Genomic DNA, 17164 nt, shown 5'->3' on the forward strand with positions numbered 1-17164 from the left:
TCACTCCCGTGGTCCCCTTGCTTCAGTTCCGCAAGTGGAATCGGTAGCATTTCCCTTGTGGCAGTAAGCCATTCAGAAACTATCTCCGGAGGATCGTATGTTGGGTTCCCTTTTTTCCATCAGCTCTGAAATCGGTGTTCCGTCCGTCGACGCGCTCTTCGAGGCTGCTCGGACCATCATCGGCGCGCTCTTCGGCCTGAGCTGACACGTCGCAGCGACCTTCCCCCGCGGTGAAGAAAGTCCCTGTTCTCCGACAAGGAGGACAGGGACTTTCGTGCAGCCTGCAGGTGCGTTTGCGTGGCGGTGAGTGGGTGACCTACCGGCCGTTCTGTTGATACGCGATCGCTGTCAGCGATCCGACTTCGTCGTTCACGTCTGCGGTGCTGGTGAGCCCGATCTTGTGGGTCGACTGCCCGGGAGCTTTGGCCGTGACAAGAAGTTCGGATTCGGGGGCCTCGACAAAACGTAGTCCGAGGTCGACTCGGGCCGTGGTGGCCGCTGCGATGGCGGCGAATTGGCGAGCGCGAATGAAGGGCGTGTAGGTTCCGCGGCCTTCGACCCGAACATCGGTTCCGAGTTCTTCGATCAGACGTCGGGCTGCATCGAAGATCGGCCGCAGTGCCGCCTTCGGGCCGCTGTACTGCTGGTCGATGTATTGCTCGACGGTCGGCTCCACCCATCCGGACTGTTCGGCAGACTCGAATGCAATTGCCCACTGCGAATTCTGCGGCACACCGTGCTCTGCTTTCAGCCACTTGCGCACTTCGTTCTGATCGAGCGGGTCGACCCCGGACGTCCGTACGGCCTCAACCCATTCTTCGAGGGTGCGCCCGGTACGGTCGCGCATGGACGAGGTGACTGCGGCCATCATGTCGGAGGGTTCCATGTGTCTGTTCTACCGGTTGTCGCTGGTCTTCCGGTTGTCGCTGCTCTCTCGGTTCTCACGGTGCACGGGTAGCTCGCTCAGTCGATGCCGAGCATCGTCTTGAACGCGCGCACGCCGGTCACTTCGACGGGATACGGCGGTGCGACAAAATCTTCGCGGCTGAGGGTGAAGAGACGACGCACGGTCATGCGACCGTCGGCAGCCAACTCCTCTACTGTGCCGTCTGCGCGGTACCCGACTTTGGTGGACACCGTGATCGAGGCGGGGTTGTCCGTGAATGCCGATGACACGACGCTTCGTGCACCCAAAGAGTCGAATGCGAATGCGCAGATTGCCTGTCGGGCGAGAGTGCCGACACCCCGGCCTTGGAACCCGCGTCCAATCCACGAGCCGGTTTCACCGGTACGACTGGTAGGAAAGTCCGTCGCGGCGAACGCCTGGCAGCCGACGATTTCTCCGTCGACGACAATGGCTGTTTCGAATTTCCAGTCGGTCATGGTCATCGCTCCGCGGACCGACCAGTGGTATTGGATGAATCTTCGCGACACTTCGTCGGGAGTGCCCACCGTCCAGGGGACGAGAAACGGCATCTGTTCGGCAGGGTGAATGCCGGCTCGGACCAGCGCAGTGAGTTCGGGGAAATGATCGTCGCGCACAGGGAGCAAGGTGACGGGCCCACACGTGATCGTGACTCCGTACGGAGGCCAGATCTCTCGCAGTGGGTCAACCATCGTCTTCAGACCTTCGTTTCGTGTGCGAATCGGGTCACAGTCTGGCATGCCAGGCCCGTCCGAGTGAGCGACTTCTGGTCATCGGGATTCTTTTGCCCTCGCGGTACGAAGTCGTGACATTAGTGTGTGGACGGTGACTACAGACAAACCGGTACGTCTTCGTGAAGGTAGATCGCCCGACAGGCTTTCGCGTGGTGTGGTGGCCGGATACGCAGCGGGAAGTGTCGGTACGGGTGGATTCGGTGTTCTGCCAGGTCTGGTACTGGCGTACTACCTGACCGACACGCTCGGCGTTGCCGCGGCGCTCGCGTCGCTTGTGGTCATTGTCCCGAAAATCGCCGACGTCCTGATCGATCCGCTGATCGGGTCGATCAGCGACCGAAGCTCTCATCGAACTGGTACGCGAGTGCCACTCATGCTCGCAGGCGCTCTGGGACTGCCGTTGCTCTTCATTCTCACGTTCTCGGCCCCGGTGTCGGCCGGCCCAGGAGTCGGGGCGATGTGGGTGCTCGTCTTCTTCCTGCTCGCGGCGAGTGCCTACAGCCTCTTTCAGGTGCCGTACATCGCGTTGCCGACCGAGTTGACCGGCGATTACCACGAGCGCACCCGGTTGGTATCGGTTCGAATTGCGGTGTTGGCCCTGACAATTCTGGTCATCGGCGCCGGCGGACCCGAGCTACGCGACGCTGCCGGGGGCGGAGCACGCGGTTATCTGGTCATGGCGATCGGGGTGTCGGCGCTGATGTGCGGGGCAATGATCTGGGCAGTTCGCGGAGCCGCGCGCCACACGGTGACTCACGCGGACGCGCCGGTCGGCTCGTTGCTCTCGCAGTACCGGGACGGGTTCGACGCGATACGACGTACCCGCGCGTTCCGATTGCTGGTCATCGTCTTTGTGCTCCAAGCTCTTGCCACCGCTGTGATGTTGGCGGGTGCGCAATATCTGGCGACCTATGTGATGGGCAACGAAGGTGCGCTCACCGGTCTGTTCGTTGCACTCGTCGGACCAGCTCTCGTCGTCATGCCGCTGTGGTACCGGTTCTCGCATCGGTACGGAAAGCTTCGCGGTTACGTGGTGTCTTCGGTTCTGTTCGTCGTCGCCACGGCGTTGTTGACGCTTGCGGCTGTCGACGCGGGTTCGTGGATCTACGGTGCCGTCGCGCTTGCCGGCGTCGGCTACGCCGGCATGCAGGTGTTCCCGCTGGCGATGCTTCCGGACGTCATCGAGGACGACGCGCGAATCGGTGGGCGCCAACGCGGTGGTTCGCTCAGTGGTATCTGGACCGCCGCGGAAACCGCAGGCCTTGCCCTGGGACCCGCGGTGTTCTTGGGTGTACTCGCGGTGACCGGCTTCGTTTCGAAAACTGCGGGCGAGACTGTCGTGCAACCGGAATCGGCGCTGACCGGAATTGCCCTTGGCTTCTCGGTCGTGCCGGCGATCCTGGTTGCGATCAGCCTGGTCGTATTGCGGAATTACCGCACCGAACAAGAATCCACTCACGAGAACGAAAGGTGAACGATGAGTTCCACTCGGGCCGAGGAACTTCAGGGCAAGATCGTCGAGAACGCAAACCTCGAGAAGAGGGCGGCCGACATCTTGACTCGGTTGCGTTCGCTTCGCGAGCAGGATGCTCCGACGCACGGAGGCCGGGTTCTGTCGTACGTGTACGACAGCGGCCTCGCAGCGCTCGACGAGTTGGCAGCGGACGCAGCTCGATTGGTTCAGCCGGTCAACGGTCTCGACCCGACGGTGTTCCCGTCCACCGCGGTGATGGAGCGTGAGTTGGTTGCGTTCGCACGCGAGTTCCTCCATGGAGCTTCAGACCCAGCCGCAGATACAGACGCCGGAGGCGTAGTCGTCGGCAATGTCACCAGCGGCGGAACGGAGAGTTGTGTGTTGGCCGTCAAGGCAGCTCGCGACTTCCGTGGGCTCCCGCCGGGTGAGGGTTCGCTGGTTCTTCCGACCACCGCGCATGCCGCTTTCCACAAGGCAGCTCACCTGCTCGGACTGGAACTGATCCTGGTACCAGTAGATCCCACGTCGGGGCGCGTCGGCGCACAAGATATTGCGACGGCAGTTCGGAAAGACACGGTCTTGATCGTCGTCTCCGCGCCCAGCTACCCGTTCGCGGCGCTCGACCCGATCGCCGATGTCGCGGAAGTTGCTCGTGCACATTCGATTCCACTGCATGTCGACGCCTGCATCGGTGGGCTTGCGTTGCCGTGGTGGGGTGATCTGCCACCCTGGGATTTCCGGGTGCCCGGGGTCACCAGCATGTCCGTCGACTTCCACAAGTACGGATACTCGCCCAAAGGCGTTTCGGTCCTGCTGCACCGAGGGCGAGATCTGCATCGCAAGCAGTATTTCGGACTCACGGACTGGCCGGGGTACCCGGTGGTCAATCCCACGCTTCTCGGTTCCAAATCCGTTGCTGCTCTTGCCGGTGCTTGGGCGATTTCGCAAGTCCTCGGGCAATCCGGGTACGCCGAATTGGTGTCCCGGGCGCAGCGGGCCACTCGTGCACTGATCGGCACGGTCGAGGCAATCGAGGGTCTTCGCGTCGTGGGCTCGCCGGTGGGACCACTGTTCGCGGTCGCTACCGACGATTCCGTGCCGCTCGAACGGCGAGTGGATCCGCATCGCTGGGTGAGCGCTGTCGGTGCTCGCGGCTTCGTCCTTCAAGGGCAGCCGGCGTCGACGCAACCTGACGGGACGACGTTGCCTCGAACAACCCACCTCACCGTCACCCCGGTGACGGAATCTGTGCTCGGCGAGTTGACCAGCGCACTCGTCCTCGGTGCCGACGACGTTCGCGGCTCGGCGGCAGCCGAGGCGCCGCCGGCCCTGGCAGAGTTGGCCGGAGCATTCGAACGTGGCGATGTCACCGTCGCCGATGTTCTTGCGTTGCCCAGTGACGCCGTCGCGGCAGCGTTGACGTCGGCGGGGCTGGATCCTCGGGGCTCTTCCGATTCTCCCTTGGACATGGCGGCCGTCCTCGCGGCAGTGGAATCGCTGCCACGTGAGGTCACGAAGAGACTGCTGGTGGAATTCCTCGCCGGAATGGTGGAGCCCTGAACTCGGCGATGAATACCGAAACCGCGATGAACACTGTCCAGAACTCGGACAAATGGCGCGAAAGATTCGCGAATCGGGCGTAAGTTTTCTGTCATCGGCTAACCATCTTTTGTCGGAGGGTTGATCAGTGACTGGTGCCGCGGCCAAGATTTTGACGGTGTTCGAGGAAGTGATCGGGGTTCCGCTTCCGGTTCGCGTGCGATGTTGGGACGGTTCGGAGGCAGGGCCACCGGACGCCGCCGCGCAGGTTCACTTCCGGAATCGGCGTGCCCTACGGCGGGTCCTTTACTCTCCCAACGAATTAGGGCTGGCGAGGGCGTACGTTTCCGGCGATCTGGACGTAGACGGCGACATCTTCGCGCTCCTCGACGTCCCGGAACTGGTCACGCGGCTCGGTGAGTCACGTTTGTCGACGTTGCCGCTGCGCTCGATTGTTCGCGCCGCCGGTACTTTCGCCGGCTTGGGAGCGGTGGGTCCACCACCGTCACCCCCGGCGATCGAGATGTGTAGTAAGCGAGGCAAGCGGCACAGTAGATCACGCGATTCGGCGACTGTCTCCCATCACTACGACGTCGGGAATCGCTTCTACGAACTGTTCCTCGGGCCGAGCATGGTTTATTCGTGCGGATACTGGCCGGAAGGTGTCGAATCCCTCGAAGCTGCTCAGTACGCGAAGCTGGACTTGATTTGCCGCAAGCTCGATCTGAAGCCGGGAATGCGACTGCTCGACGTCGGCTGCGGTTGGGGATCGATGGCATTACACGCCGCCCAGAACTACGGCGTCGACGTCGTCGGAGTCTCGCTGAGCAACGAGCAGGTCGAATACGCCAAGGGGCGAGTTGCCGACGCGGGTTTGACCGATCGCATCGAGATTCGGGTGCAGGACTACCGCGACGTCGACGACGGCCCTTATGACGCGATTTCGAGCATCGGCATGTCCGAGCACGTGGGCCTGGTCAATTTGCCGGTGTACACGGCAAAACTCTACGACCTGCTCGTGCCGCAGGGTCGTCTGCTCAATCATGCCATCGCCGCGGTGAAGTCGTTGTCGGACAACGTCGATGACGGTCCCAGCTTCATCGACAGGTACATCTTCCCGGACGGTGAGATCCTTCCTTTGAGTAAAACCATTGATGCGCTGGAACTTTCGGGTTTCGAGACGCGTGACAGCGAAGCGTTGCGCGAGCATTACGCACTGACACTGCGCGCATGGGTCCAGAACCTTCGTGAGAACTGGGACGCATCGGTCTTACAGGTCGGTGCTCCCCGGGTGCGTACCTGGTTGCTGTATCTCGCTGCCAGTGCCCTGGGTTTCGAGGAGCCGCACAGGCTTACGATTCATCAGGTTCTGGCCGTGAAACCAGGGGATCGGGGGGCCAGCGGCATGGCCCGCTCGCGTGACAACTGGTATCGATCGATTGAAGTCCCGCAGATCGAAACCGGTCCGCGCGTCGACTGAGGCCTATACGTTGGATTTCCATGAGCACCCGGAAGGTTGTCCTCGCGGCACTGACGATTTCGGCCGTTGCGGTATCAGCGCTGTTGCCGACCTCGCTGTTGTTCACACCGATGTCGAACGCCGAACCTGTGAACGATTTCTACGATGCGATTCCGGGCGACGTCGGTGATCCGGGTTCGGTGATTCGGACGGAACCGCTGGCTCTGGCCGGTGCCGTCGGCGGAGTGCCTGGTGTGGGGACCCGGATCCTGTATTCGAGTACCGACACCCACGGATCCAAGGTTGCTGTGTCGGGCTCGTACCTGGAGCCGGCTGCCCCGTGGTCAGGAGCGGGCCCCCGCCCGACGGTGGTGATCGGTCCGGGTACGCAGGGCCAAGGTGATCAGTGCGCGCCGTCGAGGATGTTTCCCACTGCCGGTCAGCTCCGCCTGGCGGAACCCGGGAATCCGTCGAACTACGGTGCCGGTGTGGACAGTGTCGGTGTCAACTACGAGTCAGCTTTTGCTTTCGCTTTCCTCACCCAGGGCGTTCGTGTATTCGTCACCGACTACATCGGACTCGGAACACCCGGCGTCCATACCTACGTCAATCGCGCCGAGGAAGCCCATGCGATGTTGGACGGTGCGCGCGCTGCCCGAGCCCTCGCGCGGGCAGGAGAGGACGATCCGATAGCGCTGTGGGGCCACTCGCAGGGCGGCGGCGCCACTGCCGCTGCAACCGAACTGGCACCCGAATACGCGCCTGAGTTGAATCTGGTCGGGAGTTACGCGAGCGCGCCCCCGGCAGACCTGGCAAGCGTTCTGCGTCATATCGACGGTACCGGCCTGATGGCCGCGATCGGTTACACGATCAACGGCGTCCTCGACCGCTATCCCGCCGCCCGAGAGCCGATCGAATCTCGACTCAACGACTACGGCCGGTCCGTGCTCGCCGACGTCGCCGGGCAATGCCTCATCGATTCCCGAACCAAGTACGGGAAGCAGTCGACGGCGTCGTGGACCACAGACGGACGACCACTCGCCGACGTGGTGGAATCGGTACCGGAGATCCAACAGGTGATCGAGGAACAACGCATCGGGTGGCGAACCCCGGCCTCGCCGATTCTGGTCAACGGAGCGCTCAACGACGATTTCATCCCGTACGAGCAAACCCGGCGCCTGGTTCAGGACTGGTGCGCGCGGGGGGCCGAGGCGACGTTGTTCACCGACACCTTGCCTGCGGTGAATCCGGGGAGCGGCAACAACCACCTCGCGCCGGCCGTAGCGGATTTCGGCGTCGGATTGCAGTACGTGCTGGACAGATTCAATGGCAAGCCGATAGTCGGTGCGTGCAACGCCTGAGTCGCCGTGTCACGTAACCACCGTCTCACTTCTAACAGTGGTTGACTGAGCCCGTGAACGATCGACCGCACGACCTTCCGATCAACCCGGTTCCACGGAGCGCCCTGGGTGCCGGGCCGGCGCTGAGAGTGTCGACGGGTCTGCTGCTCGGTGTGGCCGCCGGTGTCGTCACGGCGTTGGTCGGCTACCCCCGATTCGCGTTTCTGATCGGCTGGGATGTGGCGGCGATGGTGTTCACGGTGTGGACGTGGATTCTGGTCTGGCCCTTCGACGCGACGCTCACCGCAAGCCACGCAACGCGCGAAGAGCCGGCCCGAAACGTCGCGCACCTGCTGATTCTCGGTGCCGCCGTCGCGAGCCTGGTCGGTATCGCGTTCCTGCTCCTGGCGGCACCCGACGGACATCACTACCAAGTAGTGGCGGCATCGGTTGCAGTCGGCAGCGTCGTGATCTCGTGGCTGGCGGTACACACGCTCTTCGCCCTCGGATATGCACGGCTGTACTACTCCGGCCCCGACGGCGGAATCGATTTCAATCAGGAAGAACCGCCGAGGTACAGCGATTTCGCCTACGTGGCGTACACGGTCGGGATGAGCTTCGCGATTTCCGACACCAACTTGAAGTCGTCGGACATGCGCGCGATGGCACTCGGCCACGCATTGCTGTCGTACCTGTTCGGTTCGGTGATCGTGGCGTCCGTCGTCAACTTGATTGCGGGCCTGTGATCTCTCGAGCCGTGTGACCGATCAAGCCGCTGCACGCCCGATGCTCGAGAGGAAGCCGGCGGCTCCGAAGAACAGACCGGCGAACACTCGATTGGTGGTTCGCTGCTGTTTGGGGGAGCGCATCAAGGTGAGTACCCGGGCGGCCAGGCCGGTGTATCCGGTCATCACGATCACGTCGACTGCGCACATCGTGGCGGCGATGATCAGATACTGCGGCAGCAGCGGCGCCGACGGGTCCAGGAACTGCGGGAGCACTGCGAGCATGAAAACGACGGCCTTCGGATTGCTCGCGTTCACGAGAAATCCGCGAAGCATCATCATCGGACCGGAGCTGCTCGCGGCTGCCTCGTCGGTCTCCACCTCGGTGGGCGCCGATCGCCACTGCCTGATCCCCAGGTAGACGAGGTATGCGACACCGAACCACTTGATCAAGGAAAAGGCCACGGTCGAACTGGCGAGAATTGCACCGACCCCCGCCGCGACAATTCCGATCTGCAGCAACAATCCCAACTGCAGCCCGAAGATGTTCCAGTATCCGCGTCGCAAGCCGTAGGCAAGTCCCGACGACATCGACGCAATGGCGCCGGCCCCCGGCGACAGGCTGATCACCCAACTTGCTCCGAAGAACGCCAACCAGACGTGCCAACTCATGTCGAAAGTCCTTTGATCGGGAAATACTCCCGACAACGAGCACGCACGGGATCAGAAAAGTGTAGACGGACAGTCCTGCTCACTGCTCGCGGCAGTGCAATGATCGGGAGATGACGTCGTATCCCGTACTCGACCTGACACCCGACGAATTGCTGACCACAACGCGGACCGTTCGAAAGCGTCTGGATCTGACCCGTCCCGTGCCGTTGGACCTGGTGAAGGAATGCCTCCAGATCGCCCTGCAAGCGCCCTCCGGTTCGAATCGCCAGGGCTGGCAGTGGATGGTGGTGACCGATCCGGCACTGCGTGCAGCAGTCGGGCAGATCTACAAGGAAGTCACCGACGAGTACCTTGCCTCTCACGGTTCGGCGGCAAAACTCTTCGCCGATGATCCCGATCGCGCGCCGATTCAACAACGCGTGGGCACCAGCGTCGCGTGGCTCGGTGAGCACATGGGTGAGGTGCCGGTCCTTCTCATTCCGTGTATCAAGGCGGGCAAGACGCTGCCGGAGGGGAACCAAGCCGGCCTGTGGGGTTCGCTACTCCCGGCTGCGTGGAGTTACGCGCTGGCCGCGCGGGCACGTGGGCTCGGTACGGCGTGGACGACATTGCATTTGCAGCGTGAAGCGGAAGTTGCCGAGCTGCTGGGCATTCCGGCCGGATTCCATCAGGCTGCGCTCATCCCGACGGCGTACTTCACCGGCGAGACGTTCAAACCCGCCGCCCGTGAACCGGTCGACAACGTGCTGCACGTGGACCGATGGTGAGCCTGATCTACTCGGCGATCTGCTCGATCGACGGGTATGTGGCTGATGAGCAAGGAAACTTCGACTGGGCGGTTCCCGACGCGCAGGTCCATGCGTTCGTCAACGAGCTAGAGAGGGGAGTCGGCACGTACCTGCTCGGGCGCCGGATGTACGAGACGATGATTCCCTGGGAAACAATGGCATCCGAGGATCTCGAGCGTTCTTCGGTGGCAGGAGGACCTTCGGCTCCGGACGAGTTTGCCGGAATCGAGGCGGCGACCGCCGAGTTCGCTCAGATCTGGCGTGGAATCGACAAGATCGTGTACTCCACGACGCTGAACGAGGTGTCGACCGCACGTACCAGGATTGTCCCGAGCTTCGATGAAGACTCCATCCGTTTGCTCGAGAGTGAAGCGGTACAAGATATCTCGATCGGTGGACCGACGGTTGCGGTTAGTGCTTTCGCGGCGGGTTTGGTCGATGAAGTCAGACTGTTCCTGTGTCCGGTCAATATCGGTGGCGGATTGCGAGCTCTCCCGGAAAGCCGGCTTGATCTGCAGCTGCTCGAGGAGAAAACCTTCGACGGCGGCGTCGTCTATCTGCGATACGCCGTTCGCTAAGCAATCACCATCACTGCCGTGACGACGCCGAGTAGAGCGATGTAGGCGGCGGCATGGACTCGGTCCGGTATGGCACCGACGATTCGTCGGCTCAGCGCGATCGCCGGTAGAGAACCGGCGAGTAGTGCACAGACGGCCAGAAGGTCGACAGCGCCGACTCTGCCCGCCGACAGATCCGAGGCTGAACTGTGCCCTGATGAGACCGCATACACCGCAGTCGCGACGACGGCGACAGGCAAGCTCAACGGGTTGGCGCTCGCGGCGGCGTCGGCCATCGGAACTCCGCCGCGTCGCATCATCGGAACCGTCATGACGCTCCCGCCGACTCCGAGGAAACTTGCGACGGCACCGATGCCTATCCCGACAGCGCGGACGCCGTGACGGTCAAGATGTTCGCGAGGTTCAGATGGTGTCAGAAACCCTTGTCGCAGAAGACTGTCCAGGATTGTCACCAGGAGGTAGAGCACAAACAGAATCCGGACGACGCCGTCGTCTACGTGGCCCGCCGCAACCGCTCCGAGCCCGGCTCCGAGTGCGACGGGGCCGATCAGAGGTCTGATGTACTCCGTCCGAAGCCGTCCTGACTTCCTGAATGCGACTGTGGCACCGAGTGAATTGACCACCATCACGGCCGCCGAGGATGCTACGGCGACATGCATCGGATCGATGACGTCCGGCCTCAGCGTCGATGCAGCGTAAACGACTGGGACAGTGACAAACCCGCCACCGAATCCGAACAGAACGGTGGTGACTCCGGTCAAGGCGCCGAAAGCGAGAAGGATGAGGGCGTAGTGAAGCACTTGATGAACGGTAGCGATTTCTCCGCTGGCGCACATTCGAAGGTTCGCCAGGTTCCATTGTCAATCAGACACGGACTCGGTAGGTTCCTCCGGTGCGCAACATCTCGATCAACGACGTCGATCACTCACCCCGCGGTGTTCTCGCACTCGGAACCGACTACCCACCCGGTCATGTGCTGGCCGCCCACGAACATCGACGAGCCCAGTTTCTCTTCGCTGTGAACGGTGCGATGAACGTCGAAACCGAAGACGGTGAGTGGACGGTTCTGCCGTCCAATGCGGTCATGATTCCCGCCGGTGTCGCTCATGCCGTGACAATGGACGGCGTCAGCACGCGAAGCCTCTACATCGAACCGTCGGCAGCGCCGTGGTTCCCGGTCAGGTGCCGAGTCGTCGCAGTATCGTCGCTCCTGCGTGAGTTACTTGTCGCTGCAGTCGACGTGGATGTCGAGCTGAATGTGGAGGACGACTTCCCCGCACACGGACGCAGCGCCGCGGTATTTCAGCTGATCCTGCACGAACTTCGCGATCTTGCGCCCCTACCTGTGGAACTCCCGCTGCCTCGGCACCCGGGATTGCGGGCGTTGTGCGCGCAGTATCTCGCAGCCCCGTCGATCCATGACTCGCCCACGCGGTGGGCTGACCGACTCCACGTCAGTGAACGAACACTGCACCGCTTGCTGATCTCGGAAACGGGGATGAGCGCGTCGTCGTGGATGCAGCGTGCCTGCATTCTTCACGCGCTTCCGAAACTTTCTGCCGGGGCCAGTGTGACGGCCGTTGCGTCTGAACTCGGATACTCGACGCCGGCTGCCTTCGCGGCGATGTGCTCCCGAGTCTCGGGTGCACCGCCCAGTAGCTATCGGGCGCGCGTCACGACACAGACACAGGGATGATGTCGGCGACGACGTCGTGGATGAGACCGTCACGGACTTCGAAGGTTTCACGAATCTCCACGGTCATGAGGCGAGTGCCGCCGATTCCCGCGTCCAGCAGGTAGGTGGTCGAGACGATGTCCCCGGCCTCCGACATCTCGAGGTCTCGGACGCCCTGGATAACGCGGTATTGGATGCCGTTTTCGAGGTCGGCGGACATCTGTGGTCCGGAGAACCCCGTCTTGAGTCCGGCTTCGACGCGGGTCGCATCCGGGGCGAAATGAACATCGGAGACGTCATGGGAGACGAGGGCGTCGATGTAGGCGCGTGCTTGCGCCTCGCGGGGTGAATCGGCCGGGTTCGGGGCTGCCGTCGCAGCGCCTCCGGCAACCAGGATCAGGACAGCGGTGGCAGCGGCAGTTCCGGCGATATTTCGCAGTGTTCGCATGGGACATCCTAACGACGAGGAGTGGAGGAAATTCGGAAAACGGCCCTCATCGAGTAGCCGTACAGCTGCGGGGAGGATCGACGAGCGAGCAGAAAGCCGGGGCCATGACGGGCACGTAGTCGGCTCCGACGCCGTTGTCGTGGATGATTCGGCGGTAGGCGGCGACGCCGTCGGTCGGGATTCGGGCCGCAGTGGGATCGCCGAGAACATCGACCGTGTAGAGGCCGAATCGAGGTCGGTACGAACCCCATTCGTAGTTGTCGGTGATGGACCAGTAGTTGTAGCCGATCACGTCGGCACCGTCTTCTCGGGCGCGTTCCATCCAATAGATGTGATCGCGTAAGTGATTCGCGCGTGTGTATCCGTCGGCGCGCGGCGCTCCGTTGTCGGTGGGCATGCCGTTCTCGACGATGTAGAGGGGGAGTTCCGGATACTTGCCCGAGTACCGCATCAATGCGTCGTACAGGCCTTCGGACTGCGGCGTGACGTTGTAGAACTCGTCGAGTGCGGCGTACGCGGCAGTCGGATTGTTCAGGGCCACACCGTAGTAGTAGTCGATGCCGAGAAAGTCGAGCTTGTCGCGCACTCGATCCGTGAATACCGAATCGATCGCCTCGGGCACGCCGGGAATGAAGGAGAAATTACTGCTTACGCGGGCACCGGGATCGAGAACATGGATGCGGTCGTAGATCGCCCGGTGGACTCGGACCAATGAGTCGAACATCGACGGCGCCTGGGTGAGTGCGATTCCGCCGTAGGTCAATTCGCGCTGAACGTACACAGTCGGCTCGTTGATCGTGATCCAGAGCGCCCCGATTCCGGAGTACCGCTCGACTACCTTCTCTGCGTTGACCAGCCAATCGGCTTCCGTCTTCGGATTTGTCCAGCCGCCTTGATCGACAACCCATCCCGGATACACCCAGTGGTCGAGTGTGATCATCGGAGTCATGCCCCGCGCGCGGATGTGAGCTACCACGTCGTCGTAGTAGGCGAATTCGGTCTCGTTCCAGCTCCCGGCGGCGGGCTGAACTCGCGCCCACTCGACGCCGAATCGGAAAACCTTCGATCCCAGATCGGCCGCCCGGTCGATGTCCTCGGCGTAGCGATGACGGAAGTCGACCGAGTCACCGATCTTGTCGTGGGTTCGTCCGGAATCGGAGTATCGAGACCAGTTGCTGTCCGGCGACGAACCTTCCGATTGGAACCCGGAGGTGGCAACGCCCCAGAGGAAGTCATCCGGTACCTCAGCCGAGGCGTGCGCGGGAAGGGCCAGCACCCCGAACAGGCACGTCAGTGCCATCAGCGCAGGCGCGATAGACCGTGACAGGGCTCCCATGCCTGGGAGACTAAGTCATACAAGTGTCCAGTCGCAGGCGTTTCGTCCGATCCGCCCGCGGATGGACCGTGTCACTCAGTGACCCAGCCGCTCAGAAATTCCGCTCAGAAAACCATGGTCATCGATCCCGGGTTCCACGTCCCGGAGCGCTGAACGGTCGTTTCGTCGACCTGGGCAGGTACTGCACTCGGATCGATCGGTGTGTACTTCTCGATCGAACCCCAGTCGCGAGCCCAGTCGTTGTCGAGATACGACGGAATGGTCTGCGCGGTCAGGAGCAGATCGATCCACCCCAACGGTCCACCACCGTAGTGGTCCTGCCAGGCACTGGTCACGAGCGCACCGGAATGGTCGGGAAGGATCCGATACTCGGGGACCTCGGCGATACCGACCCGATGATCGAAGGGGCGTTGGCATGGGAATGCCAGTCCGACAGCCCAATCCAGCATGACGGGCGCCTGTGAACCGACGACGTCGTTGAGCTTCTGGGTCTTCGGAACCCGCGGCGGGGTGACGGCCACCCATTGGTCGGGCTTGCTGTCGTAGTCGCTGACGACCAGTCGAATGCTGTTGGCTTCGACGGGAATCTGATCCAACGGCACACGCAGGTTCCGCCATGACGGCGCCGGGCCGATGTCGAGGGGCGCGATCTTTCCGAGTGTTTCGACAGCGTCTGTTTCGGCATCGTCGACGCCACGCGCTGTGCCGTACTCGACCTCGACGTTCTGGCCGTAGGTGACGATTCCGTCCTTGTCGACGGACCGAACACGACCAGCCGCGGCAATCGAGATGATGTCGCCACGCGTGGCGTTCTCGCCCACGTCGGGGAGTTGGTACCAGTCACTGGTCAGAGTGCCGGGGGAGGGCTGACCGTAACTACCCATGACGGGTGTTGTCGCCGGGTCGAGACCGAACGGCAACGCGACCGAACTGCCGTTGACTCCGGTCTGTCCGGCGCCACCGCCGGTTCCGGCCGAGTTGCCGGCGGTGTCCTCGGAGGTGTCGACGGTGTTCGCGCCGCCGGTAGCCGTGGCTTCCTTGTCTGCTCGAAGGTCGGAGGCGACGCCATTCGGATCGAATCCCGTAGCCCCACCGGCGGACAGTCCTGTGGCGACGCTGCCCGAGAGGGGCGTCAGCATCGAGGCGTTCGGATCGGTCTCGAGCAGAACGTCGTTGGCGAGACCGCAATGTTGGCCGAGAACGGCGTCGACGTTTGCACGGCCCACCGAATAGGCCGGGTACTGGGTGACCGCGCCCTTGGCCATGGACAGCACCTCGAAGAGGACCATGGCACCTGCGGCAACCGTCAGTGGCGAGATGGCAAGCAGTCGAGCGTGCTTCGCGGACGGTTCCTTCCCCGCGGTGTACGGCTCACGGAAGAAGTACCACGCGGCGACGCCGAGCATCAGCACCGTCAGCCCGAGGAGGACGGTGCTCGCGCCGAGTCCGCTGATGGACACAGGCTTGTCCCACCACGGAACGCTGTAGCTGGACACGTAGTAGTAGCTGTTGCTGCCGGTGAATGCCACCGCGAGGAGGAACAGGACGGCCGCCGCGAAGAGGGCCCGATTGCGCGGCGAGCGCAGGAGTTTTGTTCCCACGGCGACGGCCGTCATCATCGCCAGAACGGCGGTGAGTCCGGCAAAGATTCCGAAGTGGTGCGTCCACTTGGTCGGCGAGAACATCAGCAGTGGCAGTGCGCCGATCGTCAGCCCCACGACGCGGCGTGACGGGCCGGCGGCCAAACCGGGAATCCGGCCCCCCTTGCGCAGCATCATCGCGGTGCAGACGCCAAGGCACAGAACCATGACGAACACACCGAATCTGCGAGTCAGGGAACCGTCGACGGAGATGTTGAAGAGGTACTGATAGCGGAGGTACTCGTCGAACCAGGGCTGATTCGGTGAGATCGAGTGCACGCGTTGCATCTCGATGACGGCGGCCAGACTTTGATCGCCGAACGCGGGGATGAGAATCGAGAGTCCGGCAGCTAGCAGTGGCCCGACAGCCGCGACGTAACCGGTGGTGCGCGCACGTTCGATGATGATGCGCATGATCGGGCGTATTCCGGCGATGAGTGCGGCAAAGCAGATGAGGCCGGAAGGGCCGGCAGTCAAGGTGAATCCGGCGATCAGGATCGCGACTGCGACCGGCAGAAGTCGTCTCGTCGCGACGGCGCGTTCGATCGAGCACCAGGTCAGCAGCACGCCGAGGGCAACGATCGGTTCGGGGCGCAGTCCGTTGTTGAACGGAAGCCAGAATGCGAGGAAGACAAGCGCGCCGGTCCAGAGGGCGAGTCGATTTCCGCGAATGGCGGCGCCCAGCCGAGGCGCAACCTCCCGGCTGATGACGAGCCAGGTGATGATGCCTGCCAACAGAGCAGGCAGACGGACCCAGGGGCTTGCGGTGCTGACGTGGGCCAGGAGTCCGAGGATGTTGTAATACGGCGTTCCGAACGGGGTTTCGGGGACCGCGAACCACCGGAAGTAGTTGGACATGTAGCCCGATTGCTCGGAGGCTCTTGCCATCGTGAACTGGTAGCCGTCGTCGGTGGTGGTAGCGCCGATGAAGTGCCACAGCACCAGAGTTCCGACGACGACGCCGTCGAGGACGGTGAACTTCCACCATCGGGCGGGCAGAAATTTGCGTGTGCCCCGGCCGTCGCGGTTGTCGAGGCGGTGCAGCGCGAAGAGGGACACGACAGCCGTGAGTGCCCCGAGAATCATGGCGAGAGTCTTGATCACCGACGGGCTCGACGTGAAGCGAGAGTCCGCCTCGATCGAGACGTTCAAACCGGCTGCCGCCGAATCGAGGTCGCTGAAGACGCCGACTACCTGTGGCCGGCTGTCGCCCTCGATGACGCGCGGTTCGGAACCGGTGGCACTGAAGGTGGTTCGGGTCGGCTCGGCGGCGAGCGTGAGTGCGCATCCACTCGGCAGATCAGCGACGGGTGTCGAGAGCAACACTCGATCGCGTAGGACAACGTCGACCCGAGCGGGAGCGTCGGCGGATTCGGGGGAGACAGTGGCAACAAATCCGTAGCGGCGCGCATCGGCGGCACCCGGGGGAGCAGTCGAGACGAGCGTTCCGCCGGTGGCAGCCAACTCACTGATCGACGCGCACGGAATCGATGACTCCATGCGCAACGGTGTGTACGAGACCAATGGCGCCTCGACGCTTGTCGTCGACCCGGCCTGCGGCCAGTTGACGGCGGCGGTGTCCTGCTCGATCGGCAGGAACGGCACTGATCCGCACAAAACTATGCCGAGGATCGATGCGACAATCGCAACGATCCGTGCTCGGTTCGGTCCGCTGGATCGCTGAGGGGTCGGCAAGGCCGGAGGTGCGGTCGTGGCCACGTCACTGTCTGTCACGACTTTGGACCCTAGCTGTGCGTGACGTGTTTGTTATAAAAGCGCGAGTAATGGGATGGTCGTGTTCCCGGTGTCATTCCTCGGGGTGGGGTTGTCG

15 protein-coding genes are annotated in these 17164 nt (G+C 62.8%); 8 read left to right on the forward strand and 7 right to left on the reverse strand.

What is annotated here, in order from left to right:
* Nucleotides 1–316 precede the first annotated feature (316 nt).
* Complete coding sequence (locus tag QRN54_RS18875) at nucleotides 317–886, reverse strand: DUF5655 domain-containing protein (protein ID WP_285182795.1); 570 nt, start codon at nucleotides 884–886, stop codon at nucleotides 317–319.
* A 77-nt stretch (nucleotides 887–963) separates the two neighbouring features.
* Nucleotides 964–1617, reverse strand: coding sequence for a GNAT family N-acetyltransferase (locus QRN54_RS18880; RefSeq protein ID WP_193595236.1), 654 nt, complete (start codon nucleotides 1615–1617; stop codon nucleotides 964–966).
* 124 nt (nucleotides 1618–1741) lie between these two features.
* On the opposite strand from QRN54_RS18880, the gene QRN54_RS18885 reads away from it, so the two are divergent.
* From QRN54_RS18885 to QRN54_RS18905, 5 genes are all read left to right on the forward strand, one after another.
* The gene (locus QRN54_RS18885) at nucleotides 1742–3133 is read left to right on the forward strand and encodes an MFS transporter (RefSeq protein WP_180279626.1); all 1392 of its coding nucleotides are present in this window, start codon (nucleotides 1742–1744) and stop codon (nucleotides 3131–3133) included.
* A 3-nt stretch (nucleotides 3134–3136) separates the two neighbouring features.
* Nucleotides 3137–4693 carry a pyridoxal phosphate-dependent decarboxylase family protein gene (locus tag QRN54_RS18890; protein WP_285182796.1) on the forward strand — a complete coding sequence of 519 codons (1557 nt, stop codon included), beginning with the start codon at nucleotides 3137–3139 and terminating at the stop codon, nucleotides 4691–4693.
* A 127-nt stretch (nucleotides 4694–4820) separates the two neighbouring features.
* Complete coding sequence (locus QRN54_RS18895) at nucleotides 4821–6152, forward strand: class I SAM-dependent methyltransferase (protein WP_285182797.1); 1332 nt, start codon at nucleotides 4821–4823, stop codon at nucleotides 6150–6152.
* Nucleotides 6153–6172: 20 nt separating this feature from the next.
* The gene (locus tag QRN54_RS18900; protein WP_065456563.1) at nucleotides 6173–7492 is read left to right on the forward strand and encodes a lipase family protein; all 1320 of its coding nucleotides are present in this window, start codon (nucleotides 6173–6175) and stop codon (nucleotides 7490–7492) included.
* A 53-nt stretch (nucleotides 7493–7545) separates the two neighbouring features.
* Nucleotides 7546–8217 (forward strand): DUF1345 domain-containing protein, encoded by a 672-nt coding sequence (locus QRN54_RS18905; RefSeq protein WP_030537075.1) that lies wholly within the window; start codon nucleotides 7546–7548, stop codon nucleotides 8215–8217.
* A gap of 21 nt (nucleotides 8218–8238) precedes the next feature.
* On the opposite strand, the gene QRN54_RS18910 is transcribed toward QRN54_RS18905, so the two are convergent.
* The gene (locus tag QRN54_RS18910; protein WP_037130153.1) at nucleotides 8239–8868 is read right to left on the reverse strand and encodes a LysE family transporter; all 630 of its coding nucleotides are present in this window, start codon (nucleotides 8866–8868) and stop codon (nucleotides 8239–8241) included.
* A 110-nt stretch (nucleotides 8869–8978) separates the two neighbouring features.
* On the opposite strand from QRN54_RS18910, the gene QRN54_RS18915 reads away from it, so the two are divergent.
* Together QRN54_RS18915 and QRN54_RS18920 are read left to right on the forward strand one after the other, a co-directional pair.
* On the forward strand, nucleotides 8979–9635 hold the full coding sequence (locus QRN54_RS18915) for a nitroreductase family protein (RefSeq protein WP_003942413.1): 657 nt from the start codon (nucleotides 8979–8981) through the stop codon (nucleotides 9633–9635).
* Nucleotides 9629–10234, forward strand: a complete 606-nt coding sequence (locus tag QRN54_RS18920) for a dihydrofolate reductase family protein (protein WP_054802006.1) — start codon at nucleotides 9629–9631, stop codon at nucleotides 10232–10234. The genes QRN54_RS18915 and QRN54_RS18920 overlap by 7 nt, the downstream gene beginning before the upstream one ends.
* Here the strand turns inward: QRN54_RS18920 and QRN54_RS18925 are convergent.
* Nucleotides 10231–11034, reverse strand: a complete 804-nt coding sequence (locus QRN54_RS18925) for a sulfite exporter TauE/SafE family protein (protein ID WP_234552530.1) — start codon at nucleotides 11032–11034, stop codon at nucleotides 10231–10233. The genes QRN54_RS18920 and QRN54_RS18925 overlap by 4 nt on opposite strands.
* A gap of 92 nt (nucleotides 11035–11126) precedes the next feature.
* On the opposite strand from QRN54_RS18925, the gene QRN54_RS18930 reads away from it, so the two are divergent.
* Nucleotides 11127–11930, forward strand: a complete 804-nt coding sequence (locus tag QRN54_RS18930; RefSeq protein WP_285182798.1) for an AraC family transcriptional regulator — start codon at nucleotides 11127–11129, stop codon at nucleotides 11928–11930.
* On the opposite strand, the gene QRN54_RS18935 is transcribed toward QRN54_RS18930, so the two are convergent.
* From QRN54_RS18935 to QRN54_RS18945, 3 genes are all read right to left on the reverse strand, one after another.
* Nucleotides 11908–12357 carry a DUF8021 domain-containing protein gene (locus tag QRN54_RS18935; RefSeq protein WP_007732260.1) on the reverse strand — a complete coding sequence of 150 codons (450 nt, stop codon included), beginning with the start codon at nucleotides 12355–12357 and terminating at the stop codon, nucleotides 11908–11910. The two genes, QRN54_RS18930 and QRN54_RS18935, sit on opposite strands and share 23 nt — an antisense overlap.
* A gap of 46 nt (nucleotides 12358–12403) precedes the next feature.
* Entirely contained in the window at nucleotides 12404–13657 is a 1254-nt protein-coding gene (locus tag QRN54_RS18940) for a glycoside hydrolase family 1 protein (protein WP_285182804.1), read from the reverse strand.
* 140 nt (nucleotides 13658–13797) lie between these two features.
* Nucleotides 13798–17067 carry an arabinosyltransferase domain-containing protein gene (locus tag QRN54_RS18945; RefSeq protein WP_502944062.1) on the reverse strand — a complete coding sequence of 1090 codons (3270 nt, stop codon included), beginning with the start codon at nucleotides 17065–17067 and terminating at the stop codon, nucleotides 13798–13800.
* Nucleotides 17068–17164 lie beyond the last annotated feature (97 nt).

It is taken from the genome of Rhodococcus sp. MEB032 (assembly GCF_030208925.1).
Classification (GTDB): domain Bacteria; phylum Actinomycetota; class Actinomycetes; order Mycobacteriales; family Mycobacteriaceae; genus Rhodococcus_F; species Rhodococcus_F qingshengii.